General features: G+C 71.7%; 16 protein-coding genes. All 16 read left to right on the plus strand.

The annotated features are described in order from the left end of the window. Positions 1-439 precede the first annotated feature (439 nt). The 16 genes from ACZ6EG_RS18640 (at position 440) to ispG (ending at position 17,460) form a co-directional block, all read left to right on the plus strand. Entirely contained in the window at positions 440-2,281 is a 1,842-nt protein-coding gene (locus ACZ6EG_RS18640; RefSeq protein ID WP_469605770.1) for a DUF5941 domain-containing protein, read from the plus strand. Further along, a complete protein-coding gene (locus tag ACZ6EG_RS18645) occupies positions 2,278-3,030 on the plus strand; it encodes a phosphocholine cytidylyltransferase family protein (RefSeq protein WP_391972378.1) in 753 nt (250 codons plus the stop codon). Before ACZ6EG_RS18640 ends, ACZ6EG_RS18645 begins: the two co-directional genes overlap by 4 nt. Beyond that, positions 3,018-4,079, plus strand: coding sequence for an iron-containing alcohol dehydrogenase family protein (locus ACZ6EG_RS18650; protein WP_391972377.1), 1,062 nt, complete (start codon positions 3,018-3,020; stop codon positions 4,077-4,079). Before ACZ6EG_RS18645 ends, ACZ6EG_RS18650 begins: the two co-directional genes overlap by 13 nt. Next, positions 4,057-4,836 (plus strand): CDP-alcohol phosphatidyltransferase family protein, encoded by a 780-nt coding sequence (locus ACZ6EG_RS18655; protein ID WP_391972376.1) that lies wholly within the window; start codon positions 4,057-4,059, stop codon positions 4,834-4,836. Before ACZ6EG_RS18650 ends, ACZ6EG_RS18655 begins: the two co-directional genes overlap by 23 nt. 8 nt (positions 4,837-4,844) lie before the next feature. Further along, a complete protein-coding gene (locus ACZ6EG_RS18660; protein WP_361018338.1) occupies positions 4,845-5,717 on the plus strand; it encodes a glycosyltransferase family 2 protein in 873 nt (290 codons plus the stop codon). 96 nt (positions 5,718-5,813) lie between these two features. Further along, complete coding sequence (locus ACZ6EG_RS18665; RefSeq protein ID WP_391972375.1) at positions 5,814-6,743, plus strand: ABC transporter permease; 930 nt, start codon at positions 5,814-5,816, stop codon at positions 6,741-6,743. After that, complete coding sequence (locus tag ACZ6EG_RS18670; RefSeq protein ID WP_391972374.1) at positions 6,736-7,515, plus strand: ABC transporter ATP-binding protein; 780 nt, start codon at positions 6,736-6,738, stop codon at positions 7,513-7,515. The genes ACZ6EG_RS18665 and ACZ6EG_RS18670 overlap by 8 nt, the downstream gene beginning before the upstream one ends. 360 nt (positions 7,516-7,875) lie before the next feature. Then, positions 7,876-8,778, plus strand: coding sequence for a squalene synthase HpnC (gene hpnC / locus ACZ6EG_RS18675; protein WP_469605778.1), 903 nt, complete (start codon positions 7,876-7,878; stop codon positions 8,776-8,778). After that, positions 8,775-9,725, plus strand: coding sequence for a presqualene diphosphate synthase HpnD (gene hpnD, locus ACZ6EG_RS18680; RefSeq protein ID WP_356612732.1), 951 nt, complete (start codon positions 8,775-8,777; stop codon positions 9,723-9,725). The genes hpnC and hpnD overlap by 4 nt, the downstream gene beginning before the upstream one ends. Further along, positions 9,725-9,883 (plus strand): DUF6380 family protein, encoded by a 159-nt coding sequence (locus ACZ6EG_RS18685; RefSeq protein WP_391972371.1) that lies wholly within the window; start codon positions 9,725-9,727, stop codon positions 9,881-9,883. Before hpnD ends, ACZ6EG_RS18685 begins: the two co-directional genes overlap by 1 nt. Then, entirely contained in the window at positions 9,880-11,316 is a 1,437-nt protein-coding gene (gene hpnE, locus ACZ6EG_RS18690; protein ID WP_391972370.1) for a hydroxysqualene dehydroxylase HpnE, read from the plus strand. The genes ACZ6EG_RS18685 and hpnE overlap by 4 nt, the downstream gene beginning before the upstream one ends. 68 nt (positions 11,317-11,384) lie before the next feature. Further along, a complete protein-coding gene (locus tag ACZ6EG_RS18695; RefSeq protein WP_391972477.1) occupies positions 11,385-12,443 on the plus strand; it encodes a polyprenyl synthetase family protein in 1,059 nt (352 codons plus the stop codon). A 118-nt stretch (positions 12,444-12,561) separates the two neighbouring features. After that, entirely contained in the window at positions 12,562-14,628 is a 2,067-nt protein-coding gene (shc, locus tag ACZ6EG_RS18700; protein ID WP_469605783.1) for a squalene--hopene cyclase, read from the plus strand. Further along, positions 14,628-15,272, plus strand: a complete 645-nt coding sequence (locus ACZ6EG_RS18705; RefSeq protein ID WP_391972368.1) for a phosphorylase family protein — start codon at positions 14,628-14,630, stop codon at positions 15,270-15,272. The genes shc and ACZ6EG_RS18705 overlap by 1 nt, the downstream gene beginning before the upstream one ends. Positions 15,273-15,278: 6 nt before the next feature. Then, entirely contained in the window at positions 15,279-16,301 is a 1,023-nt protein-coding gene (hpnH, locus tag ACZ6EG_RS18710) for an adenosyl-hopene transferase HpnH (RefSeq protein WP_356612740.1), read from the plus strand. A gap of 4 nt (positions 16,302-16,305) precedes the next feature. Next, positions 16,306-17,460: a flavodoxin-dependent (E)-4-hydroxy-3-methylbut-2-enyl-diphosphate synthase gene (gene ispG / locus ACZ6EG_RS18715; protein WP_469605787.1), complete on the plus strand. Its 1,155-nt coding sequence runs from the start codon at positions 16,306-16,308 to the stop codon at positions 17,458-17,460. The last annotated feature ends 9 nt before the right edge of the window (positions 17,461-17,469 follow it).

Genomic DNA, 17,469 nt, shown 5'->3' on the forward strand with positions numbered 1-17,469 from the left:
ATCGGTGTCCGGCTCACAGTCAACTACGGGCGGGGGGTATCGGGCAACGCGGCACTGAACACCGTTGTCATCTGCTCTGACCTGCGGAAACGTTGTGCAGGTCAGAGCCTTCGAGGTGCGGGTGAGGGTCGCCCGAGCCGCGGTCGAGCACCGCCGCCCACCCGGCGCGATGACCCTCCGTACCCGCCCTCGGACGCTTCGCGATGTCCGCGATGCCCGGTCTGGGAGCGCGGTTTGTGGGGCGGGGCCCGCATCCACGATGATGATCGCGGCAAAGACGGGTGCACGGGGTGCCGACCGACCGTGAAACGGGCGGTGAACACGGCGTTCGGGGCATCCGATAACCTCTGCCGACATGCCGCCCGGGTGCCGCAGGCGCGGGCGTCCCACCATGCACAGGACCGGCGCCCCGGGCGTCGGCACCAGGGAGTGAGTTCGGTTGCCGACCGCCATCCTCACCGGTCAGCCGGTCCCCGGTTCGTCGATCGAGAGCGAGCTGCGGTCCCTGGGCTTCGAGGTGCGTGCCGCCTCCGGCGCGGCCGATGCCGAGCTGCTGCTCGCCCAGGTGTCCGCCGGAGAGCGGGTCGCCCTGGTCGACGCCCGCTTCGTCGGCCACCTGCACTCCCTGCGCCTGGGCCTCACCGACCCCCGCTTCCCGCTCGCCGCGCTCCCGGGCGCCGTGACCGCGCGGCCGGAGGCCCGCCAGGCCCTCACCCGCGCGATGGCCCGCGAGAACCTCGCCGTCGGCGGCCCCGCTCCCGCGCACGTGAGGGCGGGCGAAGGGGTTCCGGAGAGCCTCCCCGACCGGATCACCGCCGCCCTCGACGCCGACGGTGCCGACGTGTACCGGCCCGAGCTGGGCAGCCTCGTCGCCGCCGTCCCCGCGGACCCGCAGGCCCGCAACGAGGCACGGCAGTCCGTCGCCGCCGTCGACGACGAGGCCGTACGTCTGAGGTCGGCCGTGAAGGCCCGCGACGGCTTCGTCACCACCTTCTTCATCAGTCCCTACTCCCGCTATGTCGCCCGCTGGTGCGCGCGCCGCGGACTGACCCCCAACCAGGTCACCACCGCCTCGCTGATCACCGCGCTGATAGCGGCGGGCTGCGCGGCGACCGGCACCCGCGGCGGCTTCGTCGCCGCCGGCGTCCTGCTCATCGCCTCCTTCGTCCTCGACTGCACCGACGGACAGCTCGCCCGCTACTCCCTCCAGTACTCCACGCTCGGCGCCTGGCTGGACGCCACCTTCGACCGGGCCAAGGAGTACGCCTACTACGCGGGCCTCGCCCTGGGCGCAGCCCGCGGCGGCGACGACGTGTGGGCCCTGGCCCTCGGCGCGATGGTCCTCCAGACCTGCCGGCACGTCGTCGACTTCTCCTTCAACGAGGCCAATCACGACGCCGCGGCCAACACCAGCCCCACCGCCGCCCTCTCCGACAAGCTGGACAGCGTCGGCTGGACGGTCTGGGTGCGCCGCATGATCGTCCTGCCCATCGGGGAACGCTGGGCCATGATCGCCGTGCTGACCGCGGTCACCACCCCGCGCATCACCTTCTACGCACTGCTCGTCGGCTGCGCCTTCGCCGCCACGTACACCACCGCCGGCCGGGTCCTGCGCTCGCTGACCCGGAAGGCGACGCGCACCGACCGGGCCGCGAAGGCGCTGGCCGACCTCGCCGACTCCGGCCCGCTCGCCGAGGCCGTCGCCGCGGGGCTGCGCAGGCCCGTCCGCCGGCTGCCGGGCTTCACCGCCCCCGCCGTCGCCCTCCTCGGCGGCCTCGCCGTCGTCGTCACGGCGGCGCTCACCGGTTTCGGCGGCCCCTGGCCGGCCGTCGCGGCCGTCGCCTACGTCCTGACCTCCGGTCTCGCCGTCGCCCGCCCCCTCAAGGGCGCCCTCGACTGGCTGGTCCCCCCGTTCCTGCGCGCCGCCGAGTACGGCACCGTGCTGGTGCTGGCGGCGAAAGCGGACGTGAACGGGGCCCTTCCGGCGGCTTTCGGCCTGGTTACGGCAGTCGCCTACCATCACTACGACACGGTCTACCGCATCCGCGGTGGCGCGGGCGCGCCGCCGCAGTGGCTGGTGCGGACGATCGGGGGGCACGAGGGCCGCACGCTGGTGATCACCGTGCTGGCCGTGCTCCTCACCGCCACACAGTTCAAGGTCGCGCTCACGGTCCTCGCCGTGGCCGTGGCACTCGTGGTGCTCGTCGAGAGCATCCGCTTCTGGGTCGCCGCCCACCAGGGCGGCGCACCCGCCGTACACGACGAAGGAGAACCCGCATGATCGGCCTCGTGCTGGCGGCCGGCGCCGGCCGGCGTCTGCGCCCCTACACCGACACCCTGCCCAAGGCACTGGTGCCGGTCGGCCCCGAGGGGGCGGAGGAGAGCATCACGGTGCTGGACCTGACCCTCGCGAACTTCGCCGAGGTCGGCCTGACCGAGGTCGGGATCATCGTCGGCTACCGCAAGGAGGCCGTGTACGACCGCAAGGAAGCGCTGGAGCAGAAGTACGGCGTCAAGCTCACCCTGATCGACAACGACAAGGCCGAGGAGTGGAACAACGCCTACTCCCTGTGGTGCGGCCGTGACGCCCTCAAGGACGGCGTGATCCTCGCCAACGGCGACACCGTGCACCCGGTCTCCGTCGAGAAGACGCTGCTCGCCGCCCGCGGCGACGGCAAGAAGATCATCCTCGCCCTCGACACGGTGAAGAACCTCGCCGAGGAGGAGATGAAGGTCGTCGTCGACCCCGACAAGGGCGTCCAGCGCATCACCAAGCTGATGGACCCCTCCGAGGCGACCGGCGAGTACATCGGCGTCACCCTCATCGAGGGCGAGGCCGCCGCGGAGCTGGCCGACGCCCTGAAGACGACCTTCGAGCGCGACCCGCAGCTGTACTACGAGGACGGCTACCAGGAGCTGGTCAACCGCGGCTTCAAGGTCGACGTGGCGCCGATCGGCGAGGTCAAGTGGGTCGAGATCGACAACCACGACGACCTCGCCAAGGGCAGGGAGATCGCGTGCCAGTACTGACGAGGCTCATCCCGTCGCCGGTCGTCGTGGACATCCGCGCGGGTGCCCTCGACGACCTGGGGTGCGTGCTCGCCGACGAGCGCATCTCCCACTCGGGCAAGCTCGCCGTCGCCGTCAGCGGCGGCTCGGGCGCCCGGCTGCGCGAGCGCGTCGCCCCGTCGCTCCCCGGTGCCGACTGGTTCGAGGTAGGCGGCGGCACCCTGGACGACGCGATCAAGCTGGCCGGCGCCATGAAGGCCGGTCACTACGACGCGGTCGTCGGCCTCGGCGGCGGCAAGATCATCGACTGCGCCAAGTTCGCGGCCGCCCGCATCGGCCTCCCGCTGGTCGCCGTGCCGACCAACCTCGCGCACGACGGCCTGTGTTCGCCGGTCGCCACCCTGGACAACGACGCGGGCCGCGGCTCCTACGGCGTCCCGAACCCGATCGCCGTCGTGATCGACCTGGACGTCATCCGCGAGGCCCCGGTGCGGTACGTGCGCGCCGGTATCGGCGACGCCGTCTCCAACATCTCCGCGATCGCGGACTGGGAACTGGCCAACCGGGTCAAGGGCGAGCGGATCGACGGCCTGGCCGCCGCGATGGCCCGCCAGGCCGGCGAGGCCGTCCTGCGCCACCCGGGCGGCGTCGGCGACAACGACTTCCTCCAGGTGCTCGCCGAGGGCCTGGTCCTGACCGGCATCGCCATGTCGGTCTCCGGTGACTCGCGGCCCGCCTCCGGCGCCTGCCACGAGATCAACCACGCCTTCGACCTGCTCTTCCCCCAGCGCGCGGCCGCCCACGGCGAGCAGTGCGGCCTGGGCGCGGCCTTCGCGATGTACCTGCGCGGGGCCCACGAGGAGTCCGCCCACATGGCCGAGGTGCTGCGCCGGCACGGGCTTCCGGTGCTGCCGGAGGAGATCGGCTTCACCCCGGAGGAGTTCTTCCGGGCCGTGGAGTACGCCCCGCAGACCCGGCCCGGCCGCTACACGATCCTCGAGCACCTCGACCTGAACACCGACCAGATCAAGGACCTGTACGCCGACTATGTCAAGGCCATCGGTAGCTGAACTACGTCCGGTCGTCCACCCCGCCGGGGTCAAGGACCGGCGCAGCGGTGAGCACTGGGCGGGACGCCTCTACATGCGCGAGGTCTCGCTGCGGATCGACCGCTACCTGGTGAACACCAGGGTGACGCCCAACCAGCTCACGTACCTGATGACCGTCTGCGGCGTGCTCGCGGCCCCGGCGCTGCTGGTGCCGGGGATCACGGGCGCCGTGCTCGGCGTCGTGGCGGTCCAGCTGTACCTGCTGCTGGACTGCGTCGACGGCGAGGTCGCCCGCTGGAAGAAGCAGTACTCGCTCGGCGGGGTCTACCTGGACCGGGTCGGCGCCTACCTGACGGATGCCGCGGTCCTGGTCGGCCTCGGCCTGCGCGCCGCCGACATCTGGGGCACCGGACGCATCGACTGGCTGTGGGCCTTCCTGGGCACCCTGGCCGCTCTCGGCGCCATCCTGATCAAGGCCGAGACCGACCTGGTCGGCGTGGCCCGGCACCAGACCGGGAAGGCGCCGGTCCAGGAGTCCGCGTCCGAGCCGCGCTCCTCCGGCATGGCCCTGGCCCGCCGGGCCGCCGGGGCGCTCAAGTTCCACCGGCTGATCCTCGGCATCGAGGCGTCGCTGCTGATCCTCGTCCTCGCCATCGTCGACGAGAGCCGCGGCGACCTGTTCTTCACCCGCCTCGGCACCGCCGTGCTCGCCGGTATCGCGCTGCTGCAGACCCTCCTGCACCTGGTGTCCATCCTCGCCTCCAGCAGGCTGAAGTGAGCGGGGCCATGAAGGTCGGCGCCGTCGTCATCACGATGGGCAACCGCCCCGAGGAGCTGCGCGCCCTGCTCGACTCGGTCGCCGGGCAGGACGGCGACCCGGTCGAGGTGGTCGTCGTCGGCAACGGCTCGCCCGTCCCGGAGGTGCCCGAGGGCGTGCGCACCGTCGAGCTGCCCGAGAACCTGGGCATCCCCGGCGGCCGCAACGTCGGCATCGAGGCCTTCGGGCCGGGCGGCAGCGACGTCGACATCCTGCTCTTCCTGGACGACGACGGCCTGCTCGCCCGCACCGACACCGCCGAGCTGTGCCGCGAGGCCTTCGCGGCCGACGACCGGCTCGGCATCATCAGCTTCCGCATCGCCGACCCGGACACCGGCGAGACCCAGCGCCGGCACGTCCCGCGGCTGCGCGCCTCCGACCCGATGCGCTCCTCCCGGGTCACCACCTTCCTCGGCGGCGCCAACGCCGTACGCACCCGCGTCCTCACGCAGGTCGGCGGCCTGCCGGACGCGTTCTTCTACGCCCACGAGGAGACCGACCTGGCCTGGCGGGCCCTCGACGCCGGCTGGATGATCGACTACCGGTCGGACATGGTGCTGAACCACCCCACGACCGCGCCGTCGCGGCACGCGGTCTACCACCGCATGGTCGCCCGCAACCGCGTCTGGCTCGCCCGCCGAAACCTTCCCGCGCTGCTCGTCCCGGTCTACCTCGGCGTGTGGATGCTGCTCACCCTGCTGCGCCGACCCTCGCGACCGGCCCTGAAGGCCTGGTTCGGCGGCTTCCGCGAGGGCTGGGCCACCCCCTGCGGCCCCCGCCGGCCCATGAGGTGGCGTACGGTGTGGCGGCTGACCCGGCTGGGCCGGCCTCCCGTGATCTGACAAGCTCGTGTCCGGAAGCGTCCCGGTCCGCCCGGGGCCAACAGGTCCATGCCAGGCCCGCGCGGCCGAGCACTCCGAAGACGAAAGTTTCCCCCAGTGAGTGAGACAACGCACGACGGCACGGTCGCCCTGACCAAGCCCGTGTCGCCCGACGAGGGCCTCACACCGGCCCGGCTCGCCGCCAAGTACGGACTGTCGGTGAGCGGGGCCCGGCCGTCCCTCCCGGAGTACGTCCGTCAGCTCTGGAGCCGACGGCACTTCATCCTCGCCTTCTCGCAGGCGAAGCTGACCGCGCAGTACAGCCAGGCCAAGCTCGGCCAGCTGTGGCAGGTGGCCACGCCCCTGCTGAACGCGTTCGTCTACTTCACGATCTTCGGTCTGATCCTGAACGCCGGCAAGGGCATGCCGAAGGACGTGTACATCCCGTTCCTGGTGACGGGTGTGTTCGTCTTCACCTTCACCCAGTCCTCGGCGATGGCGGGCGTGCGCGCGATCTCCGGCAACCTCGGCCTGGTGCGGGCGCTGCACTTCCCGCGCGCCTCGCTCCCGATCTCCTTCGCCCTCCAGCAGCTCCAGCAGCTCCTGGCGTCGATGATCGTCCTGTTCGCGGTGGTGATCGGCTTCGGCAGCTACCCCACCCTGTCCTGGCTGCTGGTCGTCCCGGCGCTGCTCCTGCAGTTCCTCTTCAACATGGGCCTGGCGCTGATCGTGGCCCGGATGGGCGCCAAGACGCCGGACCTGGCCCAGCTGATGCCGTTCATCATGCGGACGTGGATGTACGCGTCGGGCGTCATGTTCTCCATCCCGATCATGCTGGAGGACAAGCCGACCTGGCTGGCGGACGTCCTCCAGTGGAACCCGGCCGCCGTCTACATGGACCTGATCCGCTTCGCGCTGATCGACGGGTACGGCTCGGAGAACCTGCCGCCGCACGTCTGGGCGGTCGCGCTCGGCTGGGCCGTGGTCCTGGCCGTGGGCGGCTTCGTGTACTTCTGGAAGGCGGAGGAGAGGTACGGCCGTGGCTGAGCAGCAGCAGGGCGAGCGGGTGCCGACGGTCATCGCGGACGAACTGCACATCGTCTACCGGGTCAACGGCGCCAGGACCGGCAAGGGCAGCGCGACCGCGGCTCTCAGCCGCATGATCAAGCGGGGCGAGGACCGGGGCGTGCGCAAGGTGCACGCCGTACGGGGTGTGTCCTTCACCGCCTACCGGGGCGAGGCCATCGGCCTGATCGGTTCCAACGGGTCGGGCAAGTCGACCCTGCTGCGGGCCATCGCCGGCCTGCTCCCCGCAGAGCGCGGCAAGGTCTACACGGACGGCCAGCCCTCGCTCCTCGGCGTGAACGCGGCCCTGATGAACGACCTCACCGGCGAGCGCAACGTCATCCTCGGCGGTCTGGCCATGGGTATGTCCCGCGAGCAGATCAAGGAGCGCTACCAGGACATCGTCGACTTCTCCGGGATCAACGAGAAGGGCGACTTCATCACCCTGCCGATGCGCACCTACTCCTCCGGCATGGCGGCCCGCCTGCGGTTCTCCATCGCCGCCGCCAAGGACCACGACGTCCTGATGATCGACGAGGCCCTCGCCACCGGCGACCGCAAGTTCCAGGCGCGCTCCGAGGAGCGCATCCGGGAGCTGAAGAAGGAAGCCGGCACCGTCTTCCTCGTCAGCCACAACAACAAGTCCATCCGGGACACCTGCAACCGCGTCCTGTGGCTGGAACGCGGCGAGCTGCGGATGGACGGCCCGACCGACGAGGTGCTCAAGGAGTACGAGAAGTTCACGGGCAAGTAGGACGACACGCCGGGGCCCCGCCGGAACTGTTCCGGCGGGGCCCGCGTCTGCAAAGAATGCGTCAACTCTCGCTGTGCTCCGGAATGTTGAGGACGGCCGAAGTGTTCTCGTGATGCTCGGAGGACCCCTGCGGACCGCGCTGAGTCGTACAACGTAAGCTGGACCGGTCCCGAAAAACGCGGCACATGGGGCGATAACGCCCGACACCCTCGAGCGGGCCCGCCGCGCGGGCGGTCGGGCGGCGTGTCCGAAATAGTGTGTATTGGGTCGGCAGTGTAGAACGGGAGATGTGACGGCAATGGCGACGGAAACTCCCCACCTCCGCGACGCGTGCGCCGTCCCCGCCCAGGGCTGCCCGCGATGACGGCCGCCCACACGGCCCGCGCCGTCGACCCGGAGCACGCCACCCTCGCCAAGGCGGCGAACGAGAACTTCCCCGTGGCCCCCTTCTTCCTCCCCCGTGACTGGCGCACCGACCTCATGGCCGTCTACGGCTTCGCCCGTCTGGTCGACGACATCGGCGACGGCGACCTGGCCCCCGGCGGCGCCGACGCCCGCCTCCTCGGTGTCCCCGGCGACCGCGCCGACGACCGGCTGCTGATGCTGGACGCCTTCGAGGCCGACCTGCGCAGGGTCTTCGACGGCACCCCCCGCCACCCGCTGCTGCGCCGCCTGCAGCCCACCGTGCGCCGCCGCTCGCTGACCCCCGCGCCCTTCCTCGGCCTGATCGCCGCCAACCGCCAGGACCAGGTGGTGAGGAGGTACGAGACCTACGACGACCTGCTCGCCTACTGCGAGCTGTCCGCCAATCCGATCGGTCACCTCGTTCTCGCCGTCACCGGCACCTCGACGCCGGAGCGGATCCGCCGGTCCGACGCGATCTGTACCGCCCTGCAGATCGTCGAGCACCTCCAGGACGTCGCCGAGGACCTGGCCCGGGACCGTGTCTACCTGCCCGCCGAGGACATGAAACGCTTCCACGTCCAGGAGACGGACCTCGCCGCGCCCACCGCCGGCGCCTCGGTGCGCGCCCTGATCGCCCACGAGACCGGCCGCGCCCGCGACCTGCTGAGCGAGGGTGCCCCCCTGGTGGGCAGTGTCCGCGGCAGGCTCCGCCTGCTGCTCGCGGGGTTCCTGGCGGGGGGCAGGGCGGCCGTCCGGGCGATCGAGGCCGCCGATCACGACGTACTTCCCGGCCCGCCCAAGCCCGGCAAGCTCCAGTTGCTGCGCGAGGTGGGCGTGACCCTGCGAGGAGAGGGGTGATCGGGACCGTGGAGTCGTCAGCGCACACGTCGGCACCGGTACTCGCCGCCTACAGCTACTGCGAGGCCGTCACCGGACAGCAGGCCCGCAACTTCGCCTACGGCATCCGGCTCCTGCCGACGCCCGAGCGCCGCGCCATGTCGGCGCTGTACGCGTTCTCCCGCCGCGTCGACGACATCGGCGACGGCGACCTGGCGGGCGACGTCAAGGTCGCCCGTCTGGAGGAGACGCGGGCGGTGCTCGCCCGGATCCAGCAGGGCGCGGTGGACGAGGACGACACCGACCCGGTCGCCGTCGCCCTCGCCCACGCCGCGCGGGTCTTCCCGATCCCCCTCGGCGGACTCGACGAGCTGATCGACGGGGTCCAGATGGACCTGCGGGGCGAGACCTACGAGACCTGGGACGACCTGAAGGTCTACTGCCGCTGCGTGGCGGGTGCCATCGGCCGCCTCTCGCTCGGCGTCTTCGGTACCGAACGGGGGGCGCGCGGCGCCGAACGCGCGCCCGAGTACGCCGACACGCTCGGCCTCGCGCTCCAGCTCACCAACATCCTGCGGGACGTCCGCGAGGACGCCGAGGGCGGGCGGACCTACCTGCCGGCCGACGACCTCGCCAAGTTCGGCTGCTCCGCCGGGTTCAGCGGGCCGACGCCGCCCGCGGGCTCCGACTTCGCGGGCCTGGTCCACTTCGAGGTGCGGCGGGCCCGTGCCCTGTTCGCCGAGGGCTACCGGCTGCTGCCCATGCTCGACCGGCGCAGCGGTGCCTGCGTGGCCGCCATGGCCGGCATCTACCGCCGCCTCCTGGACCGCATCGAGCGGGACCCGGAGGCCGTCCTGCGCGGCCGGGTCTCGCTCCCCGGACGCGAGAAGGCGTACGTCGCCGTGCGCGGTCTGTCCGGGCTGGACGCCCGGCACGTCACCCGACGGGCCGTCCGGAGGCGCGCCTGATGGACGCACCCGGCACACTCGACACTCCGGAGCGGAGCGACGCGTCCGGTGGGGAGCGGCGGGCAACCCTCCGGTGGCGGTCGGCGTCCCTGACTGAGACGGTCGGCCGTACGCCGTTCAAACACCGCGGCGACCGGACAGGGAAGGGCGCACCATGACGCACGGCAACGGCACGCGGGACGGCGGACAGCTCGCGGACGTCTCCGCCCTGCGCCCCGGCGGACACGCCGTCGTGGTCGGTGGCGGACTCGCCGGGGTCACCGCCGCCCTCACGCTCGCCGATGCCGGGGTGCGCGTCACCCTGCTCGAAGGCCGGCCCCGACTGGGCGGGCTCGCCTTCTCCTTCCAGCGCGGCGACCTCACCGTCGACAACGGCCAGCACGTCTACCTGCGCTGCTGCACCGCCTACCGCTGGTTCCTCGACCGCATCGGAGGAACGGCGCTCGCTCCGGTGCAAAAACGTCTCGACGTGCCGGTCGTCGACCTCGCCCGGCCCGCGGGGCGGCGGCTCGGCAGGCTGCGGCGCGACGCGCTGCCCGTACCCCTGCACCTGGGGCGGAGCCTCGCCACCTACCCGCACCTCTCGCTCGCCGAGCGGGCCGGGGTCGGACGGGCCGCGCTCGCGCTCAAGGGGCTGGACCTCGCCGATCCGGCGCTGGACGACCAGGACTTCGGCAGCTGGCTGGCCGCGCACGGCCAGTCGGCCCGCGCCGTCGAGGCGCTGTGGGACCTCGTCGGCGTCGCCACCCTCAACGCGGTCGCCGGCGACGCCTCGCTGGGTCTCGCCGCGATGGTCTTCAAGACCGGTCTGCTCTCCGACCCGGGCGCCGCTGACATCGGGTGGGCCCGGGTTCCGCTGGGCGACCTGCACGACGGGCTGGCCCGCGAGGCGCTCGACGCCGCGGGCGTCCGGACCGAGGTCCGCACCCGGGTCACCGCCGTCCGTGCCGAGGAGGACGGCGGGTGGAGCGTCGAGGTCCCGGGCGAGACCCTGGAGGCGGACGCGGTCGTCCTCGCCGTACCGCAGCGCGAGGCGCACGAGCTGCTGCCCGCGGGCGCCCTCGACGCCCCCGGGGACCTGCTGGAGATCGGCACGGCGCCGATCCTCAACGTCCACGTCGTCTACGACCGCAAGGTGCTCGCCGCGCCGTTCCTCGCCGCTCTCGGCACCCCCGTGCAGTGGGTGTTCGACCGTACCGAGGCCTCCGGGCTGAAGGAGGGTCAGTACCTGGCGCTGTCGCAGTCGACCGCGCAGCACGAGATCGACGAGCCCGTGGCCACGTTGCGTGAGCGGTACCTGCCCGAGCTGGAGCGGCTGCTGCCCCGCGCCCGGGGCGCTGAGGTGAGGGACTTCTTCGTGACCAGGGAGCGCACCGCGACCTTCGCTCCCGCCCCCGGCGTCGGCCGGCTCCGGCCCGGCGCCCGCACCAAGGCACCCGGCCTGTACCTGGCCGGAGCGTGGACCGCCACCGGGTGGCCCGCGACCATGGAGAGTGCGGTTCGCAGCGGTGTCGGGGCGGCGGGCGCCGCGCTCGGCGCCCTGGGCCGGTCCCGCGGCCTGCTTCCCGATTTCTTCGAGGAGGCGGCATGAGAACCGATCCGCGTGGGACCGACTCCCGCACTCCCGGTACCGCAACTGGAGGAAAGACTGTGCCCACTGTGCCCCCGGCCCCGAAGGCTGCCGAGGCGGTGGACGTGACCGCGCTCCTGGAGCGTGGCCGGACCCTGACCACGCCGGTCCTGCGGGCGGCCGTAGACCGTCTGGCACCTCCCATGGACACCGTCGCCGCCTACCACTTCGGCTGGATCGACGCCCAGGGCAGGCCCGCGGACGGCGACGGCGGCAAGGCCGTCCGCCCCGCGCTCGCGGTGCTCTCGGCCGAGGTGACCGGTGCCGCACCCGAGGTCGGCGTCCCCGGCGCGGTGGCCGTGGAGCTGGTGCACAACTTCTCCCTCCTGCACGACGACCTGATGGACGGCGACGAGCAGCGCCGCCACCGCGACACCGTCTGGAAGGTGCACGGCCCCGCCCAGGCCATCCTGGTCGGCGACGCCCTGTTCGCGCTCGCCAACGAGGTGCTGCTGGAGCTGGGCACCGTCGAGGCCGGCCGCGCCACCCGCCGCCTCACCAAGGCGTCCCGCGCCCTGATCGACGGTCAGGCCCAGGACATCTCCTACGAGCACCGCGACCGGGTCAGCGTCGAGGAGTGCCTGGAGATGGAGGGCAACAAGACCGGCGCCCTGCTCGCCTCCGCCAGCTCCATCGGCGCGGTGCTCGGCGGCGCCGACGAGTTCACCGCCGACACGCTGGAGAAGTACGGCTACCACCTGGGCCTCGCCTTCCAGGCCGTCGACGACCTGCTCGGCATCTGGGGCGACCCGGAGGCCACCGGCAAGCAGACGTGGAGCGACCTGCGCCAGCGCAAGAAGTCCCTCCCGGTCGTGGCCGCGCTCGCGGCCGGCGGCCCCGCGTCCGAGCGGCTCGGCGAGATCCTCGCCGCCGACGCCAAGACCAGCGACTTCGCGAACTTCTCCGAGGAGGAGTTCGCGGCCCGCGCCGCCCTGATCGAGGAAGCGGGCGGCCGGGAGTGGACCGCCGACGAGGCGCGCCGCCAGCACACCATCGCCATCGAGGCCCTCGACGCCGTGGACATGCCCGAGCGGGTGCGGGACTGTTTCACGGCACTCGCGGACTTCGTCGTCGTACGAAAGAGATGATCACTATCGGTCGAATAGCCCTCGCGTAGTCGCCGGCCGGTGTCGAGGGAGGACCAGCACCGGCCGACGGCGGACCCACAGCAGAAGCACCGCTTGCACACTGCACGAAGGGGAAGCCATGACAGCGACGACCGACGGAAGCACCGGGGCCACCCTGAAGCCCCTCGCAGCCGCGGCCAGCGAAACCGACGACATCACGATCCCCGCCGAGGCGCCCGGGACGGCGGCGGCCGCCGCACACGCCACCCGGCGCGCCACGGACTTCCTGCTCTCCCTCCAGGACGCGGAGGGCTGGTGGAAGGGCGACCTCGAGACGAACGTCACGATGGACGCCGAGGATCTCCTCCTGCGCCAGTTCCTGGGCATCCTGGACGAGGAGACCGCCCGCGCCGCCGCCCTGTTCGTCCGCGGTGAGCAGCGCGAGGACGGCACCTGGGCCACCTTCCACGGCGGCCCCGGCGACCTCTCCGCCACCGTCGAGGCCTACGTCGCCCTGCGCCTGGCGGGTGACGCCCCCGACGCGCCGCACATGGCGCGGGCCGCCGAGTGGGTCCGCTCCCGGGGCGGCATCGCCGCCTCCCGCGTCTTCACCCGGATCTGGCTGGCGCTCTTCGGGTGGTGGAAGTGGGACGACCTGCCCGAGCTGCCGCCCGAGATCATCTACCTCCCCACCTGGGTGCCGCTCAACATCTACGACTTCGGCTGCTGGGCCCGGCAGACGATCGTGCCGCTCACCATCGTCTCCGCCAAGCGGCCGGTACGCCCCGCCCCCTTCGCGCTGGACGAGCTGCACACCGACCCGCACCTGCCCAACCCGCCGCGGCCCCTGGCACCGGCGGCGAGCTGGGACGGCGCCTTCCAACGCATCGACAGGGCCCTGCACGCCTACCGCAGGTTCGCCCCGCGCCGACTGCGCCGAGCCGCGATGAACACCGCCGCCCGCTGGATCATCGAACGGCAGGAGAACGACGGCTGCTGGGGAGGCATCCAGCCGCCGGCCGTGTACTCGGTCATCGCCCTGTACCTGCTCGGCTACGACCTCGAACACCCCGTGATGCGCGCGGGACTGGAGTCGCTGGACCGCTTCGCCGTGTGGCGCGAGGACGGTGCCCGGATGATCGAGGCCTGCCAGTCCCCGGTGTGGGACACCTGCCTGGCCGTCATCGCGCTGGCCGACGCCGGAGTGCCCGCCGACCACCCGCAACTGGTCAAGGCCGCCGACTGGATGCTCGGCGAGCAGATCGTGCGCCCCGGCGACTGGTCGGTGAAGCGTCCCGGACTGCCGCCCGGTGGCTGGGCGTTCGAGTTCCACAACGACAACTACCCCGACATCGACGACACCGCCGAGGTCGTCCTCGCCCTGCGCCGGGTCAGGCACCACGACCCGGAGCGGGTCGAGAAGGCCATCGGTCGCGGGGTCCGCTGGAACCTCGGCATGCAGTCGAAGAACGGCGCCTGGGGCGCGTTCGACGTCGACAACACCAGCGCCTTCCCCAACCGGCTGCCGTTCTGCGACTTCGGCGAGGTCATCGACCCGCCGTCCGCGGACGTCACCGCGCACGTGGTCGAGATGCTCGCGGTCGAGGGACTCACCCACGACCCGCGCACCCGGCGGGGCATCCGGTGGCTGCTGGCCGAACAGGAGGCGGACGGCTCGTGGTTCGGCCGCTGGGGCGTCAACTACGTCTACGGCACCGGCTCCGTCGTCCCCGCCCTGACCGCCGCCGGATTCCCCGTCTCGCACCCCGCGATCCGCCGCGCGGTGACCTGGCTGGAGTCCGTCCAGAACGAGGACGGCGGCTGGGGCGAGGACCTGCGCTCCTACCGGTACGTCCGGGAGTGGAGCGGCCGGGGTGCCTCCACGGCCTCGCAGACCGCCTGGGCGCTGATGGCGCTGCTGGCCGCGGGGGAGCGGGAGTCGAAGGCGGTGGAACGCGGTATCGCCTGGCTGGCCGCCACCCAGCGCGAGGACGGTTCCTGGGACGAGCCGTATTTCACCGGCACCGGCTTCCCCTGGGACTTCTCCATCAACTACCACCTCTACCGGCAGGTCTTCCCGCTCACCGCCCTCGGCCGGTACGTGCACGGAGACCCCTTCGCCGACAAGCACGGTGCGGTGAACGCCGCCGCACCCGCCGAGCGGTCCGCCGCCGAGACGTCCGCGGGCGGGGTGAAGGGCAGCTGATGAACGAGCAGACCGGCCCGTCCCCGCTGCTGATCGCCTGCGCGCTCGGCATCGAGCACCTCGCCCTGCGCACCGGCGACCGGGGCGGCGCCGACGGGCCGGTCACCGTCCTGCGCACCGGCATGGGACCGAGGGCGGCCGAGCGCTCGGTCAGCCGGGTCCTGGCCGAGGACAGGGCGCTCGGCGGTGCCGCCGTGCTGGCCACGGGCTTCTGTGCGGGGCTCGCCCCCGGCATGCACCCCGGCGACCTGGTCGTCGCCGAGGAGACCCGGGACCCGCGCTCCACCGTGGCGTGCGTCGGCACCGACCGGCTGGTCAAGGAACTCAGGCGGGCCTTGCCCCGGCGCACCGTCCACACCGGTCCGCTCACCGGCTCGGACCACGTCGTCCGCGGTCCCGAGCGCGCCGACCTGCTCGCGACCGGCGCGATCGCCGTCGACATGGAATCCGCGGCCACGCTCCTGAGCGCCGTCCGGGCGGGCCCGCGTCCGGTTGCGGCCGTCCGGGTGGTCGTGGACGCTCCAGAACACGAACTGGTCCGGATCGGCACGGTGCGCGGTGGAATATCGGCTTTCCGTGTTCTCCGATCCGTTCTTCCCGCATTCTTCGAATGGCACCGTTCTTTGCTGCTCCCCCGGAGGTGAGCCCAGATGGCCATGCCGCTGCGTCAGTCCGTCAAGGTCGCTACATACCTGGCCGAACAGAAGATCCGCCGGCGGGACAAGTTCCCGCTCATCGTGGAGCTGGAGCCGCTCTTCGCCTGCAACCTGAAGTGCGAGGGATGCGGCAAGATCCAGCACCCGGCGGGGGTGCTCAAGCAGCGCATGCCGGTCGCGCAGGCCGTCGGGGCGGTGCTCGAATCGGGTGCGCCGATGGTCTCCATCGCCGGGGGCGAGCCCCTGATGCACCCTCAGATCGATGAGATCGTCCGGCAGTTGGTGGCCAAACGGAAGTACGTCTTCCTCTGCACCAACGCCCTGCTCATGCGCAAGAAGATGGACAGGTTCACGCCCTCGCCCTACTTCGCCTTCGCCGTGCACATCGACGGTCTGCGCGAGCGGCACGACGAGTCCGTGGCCAAGGAGGGCGTGTTCGACGAGGCGGTGGAGGCCATCAAGGAGGCCAAGCGGCGCGGCTTCCGGGTGACCACCAACTCCACCTTCTTCAACACCGACACCCCGCAGACCATCGTCGAGGTCCTCAACTACCTCAACGACGACCTCAAGGTCGACGAGATGATGATCTCGCCCGCCTACGCCTACGAGAAGGCACCCGACCAGGAGCACTTCCTCGGGGTGGAGCAGACCCGTGAGCTGTTCAAGAAGGCCTTCTCCGGCGGCAACCGCGCCCGCTGGCGGCTGAACCACTCCCCGCTGTTCCTCGACTTCCTCGAGGGCAAGGTGGACTTCCCGTGCACCGCGTGGGCGATCCCGAACTACTCGCTGTTCGGCTGGCAGCGCCCCTGCTACCTGATGAGCGACGGCTACGTCCCGACCTATCGGGAGCTGGTCGAGGAGACCGACTGGGACAAGTACGGCCGCGGCAAGGACCCGCGCTGCGCCAACTGCATGGCGCACTGCGGCTACGAGCCCACCGCCGTCCTGGCCACGATGGGTTCGCTCAAGGAGTCCCTGCGCGCGATGCGCGAGACCGTCTCCTCGAACCGGGAGTGACGGCGTGACCGCCATCTCCCTGGGCGTACCCGAGGTGCCGGTCCGGCCACTCGCCGAGCGACGCGTGTCGCGGCGGATCCAGGTCGGGCCGGTGGCGGTCGGGGGCGGGGCCCCCGTGTCGGTCCAGTCCATGACCACGACCCGTACGTCGGACATCGGTGCGACGTTGCAGCAGATCGCGGAGCTGACGGCGTCGGGCTGTCAGATCGTGCGGGTGGCCTGTCCCACCCAGGACGACGCGGACGCGTTGCCGGTGATCGCGAAGAAGTCGCAGATCCCGGTGATCGCGGACATCCACTTCCAGCCCAAGTACGTCTTCGCGGCGATCGAGGCGGGCTGCGCGGCGGTGCGGGTGAACCCGGGCAACATCAAGCAGTTCGACGACAAGGTCAAGGAGATCGCGAAGGCGGCGAAGGACCACGGCACGCCGATCCGTATCGGGGTGAACGCGGGTTCGCTGGACCGGCGGCTGCTGCAGAAGTACGGGAAGGCGACGCCGGAGGCGCTGGCGGAGTCGGCGCTGTGGGAGGCCTCGCTGTTCGAGGAGCACGACTTCCGGGACATCAAGATCTCGGTGAAGCACAACGACCCGGTCGTCATGGTGGAGGCCTACCGGCAGCTGGCCGCCCAGTGCGACTATCCCCTGCACCTCGGTGTGACCGAGGCGGGTCCGGCCTTCCAGGGCACGATCAAGTCGGCGGTCGCCTTCGGGGCGCTGCTGTCGCAGGGCATCGGTGACACCATCCGGGTCTCGCTCTCCGCGCCGCCGGTGGAGGAGATCAAGGTCGGTATCCAGATTCTGGAGTCGCTGAACCTGCGGCAGCGCGGCCTGGAGATCGTCTCGTGTCCCTCGTGCGGGCGTGCGCAGGTGGATGTCTACAAGCTGGCCGAGGAGGTCACCGCCGGTCTGGAGGGCATGGAGGTGCCGCTGCGGGTGGCCGTGATGGGCTGTGTGGTCAACGGTCCGGGGGAGGCCCGCGAGGCCGACCTCGGTGTCGCCTCGGGCAACGGCAAGGGGCAGATCTTCGTCAAGGGCGAGGTCGTCAAGACCGTCCCCGAGTCCAAGATCGTGGAGACCCTCATCGAGGAGGCCATGAAGATCGCCGAGCAGATGGAGAAGGACGGCGCGTCGGGGGAGCCGGCCGTCACCGTGAACTGAACAGCAGGA

It is taken from the genome of Streptomyces sp. NPDC041968 (assembly GCF_055589025.1).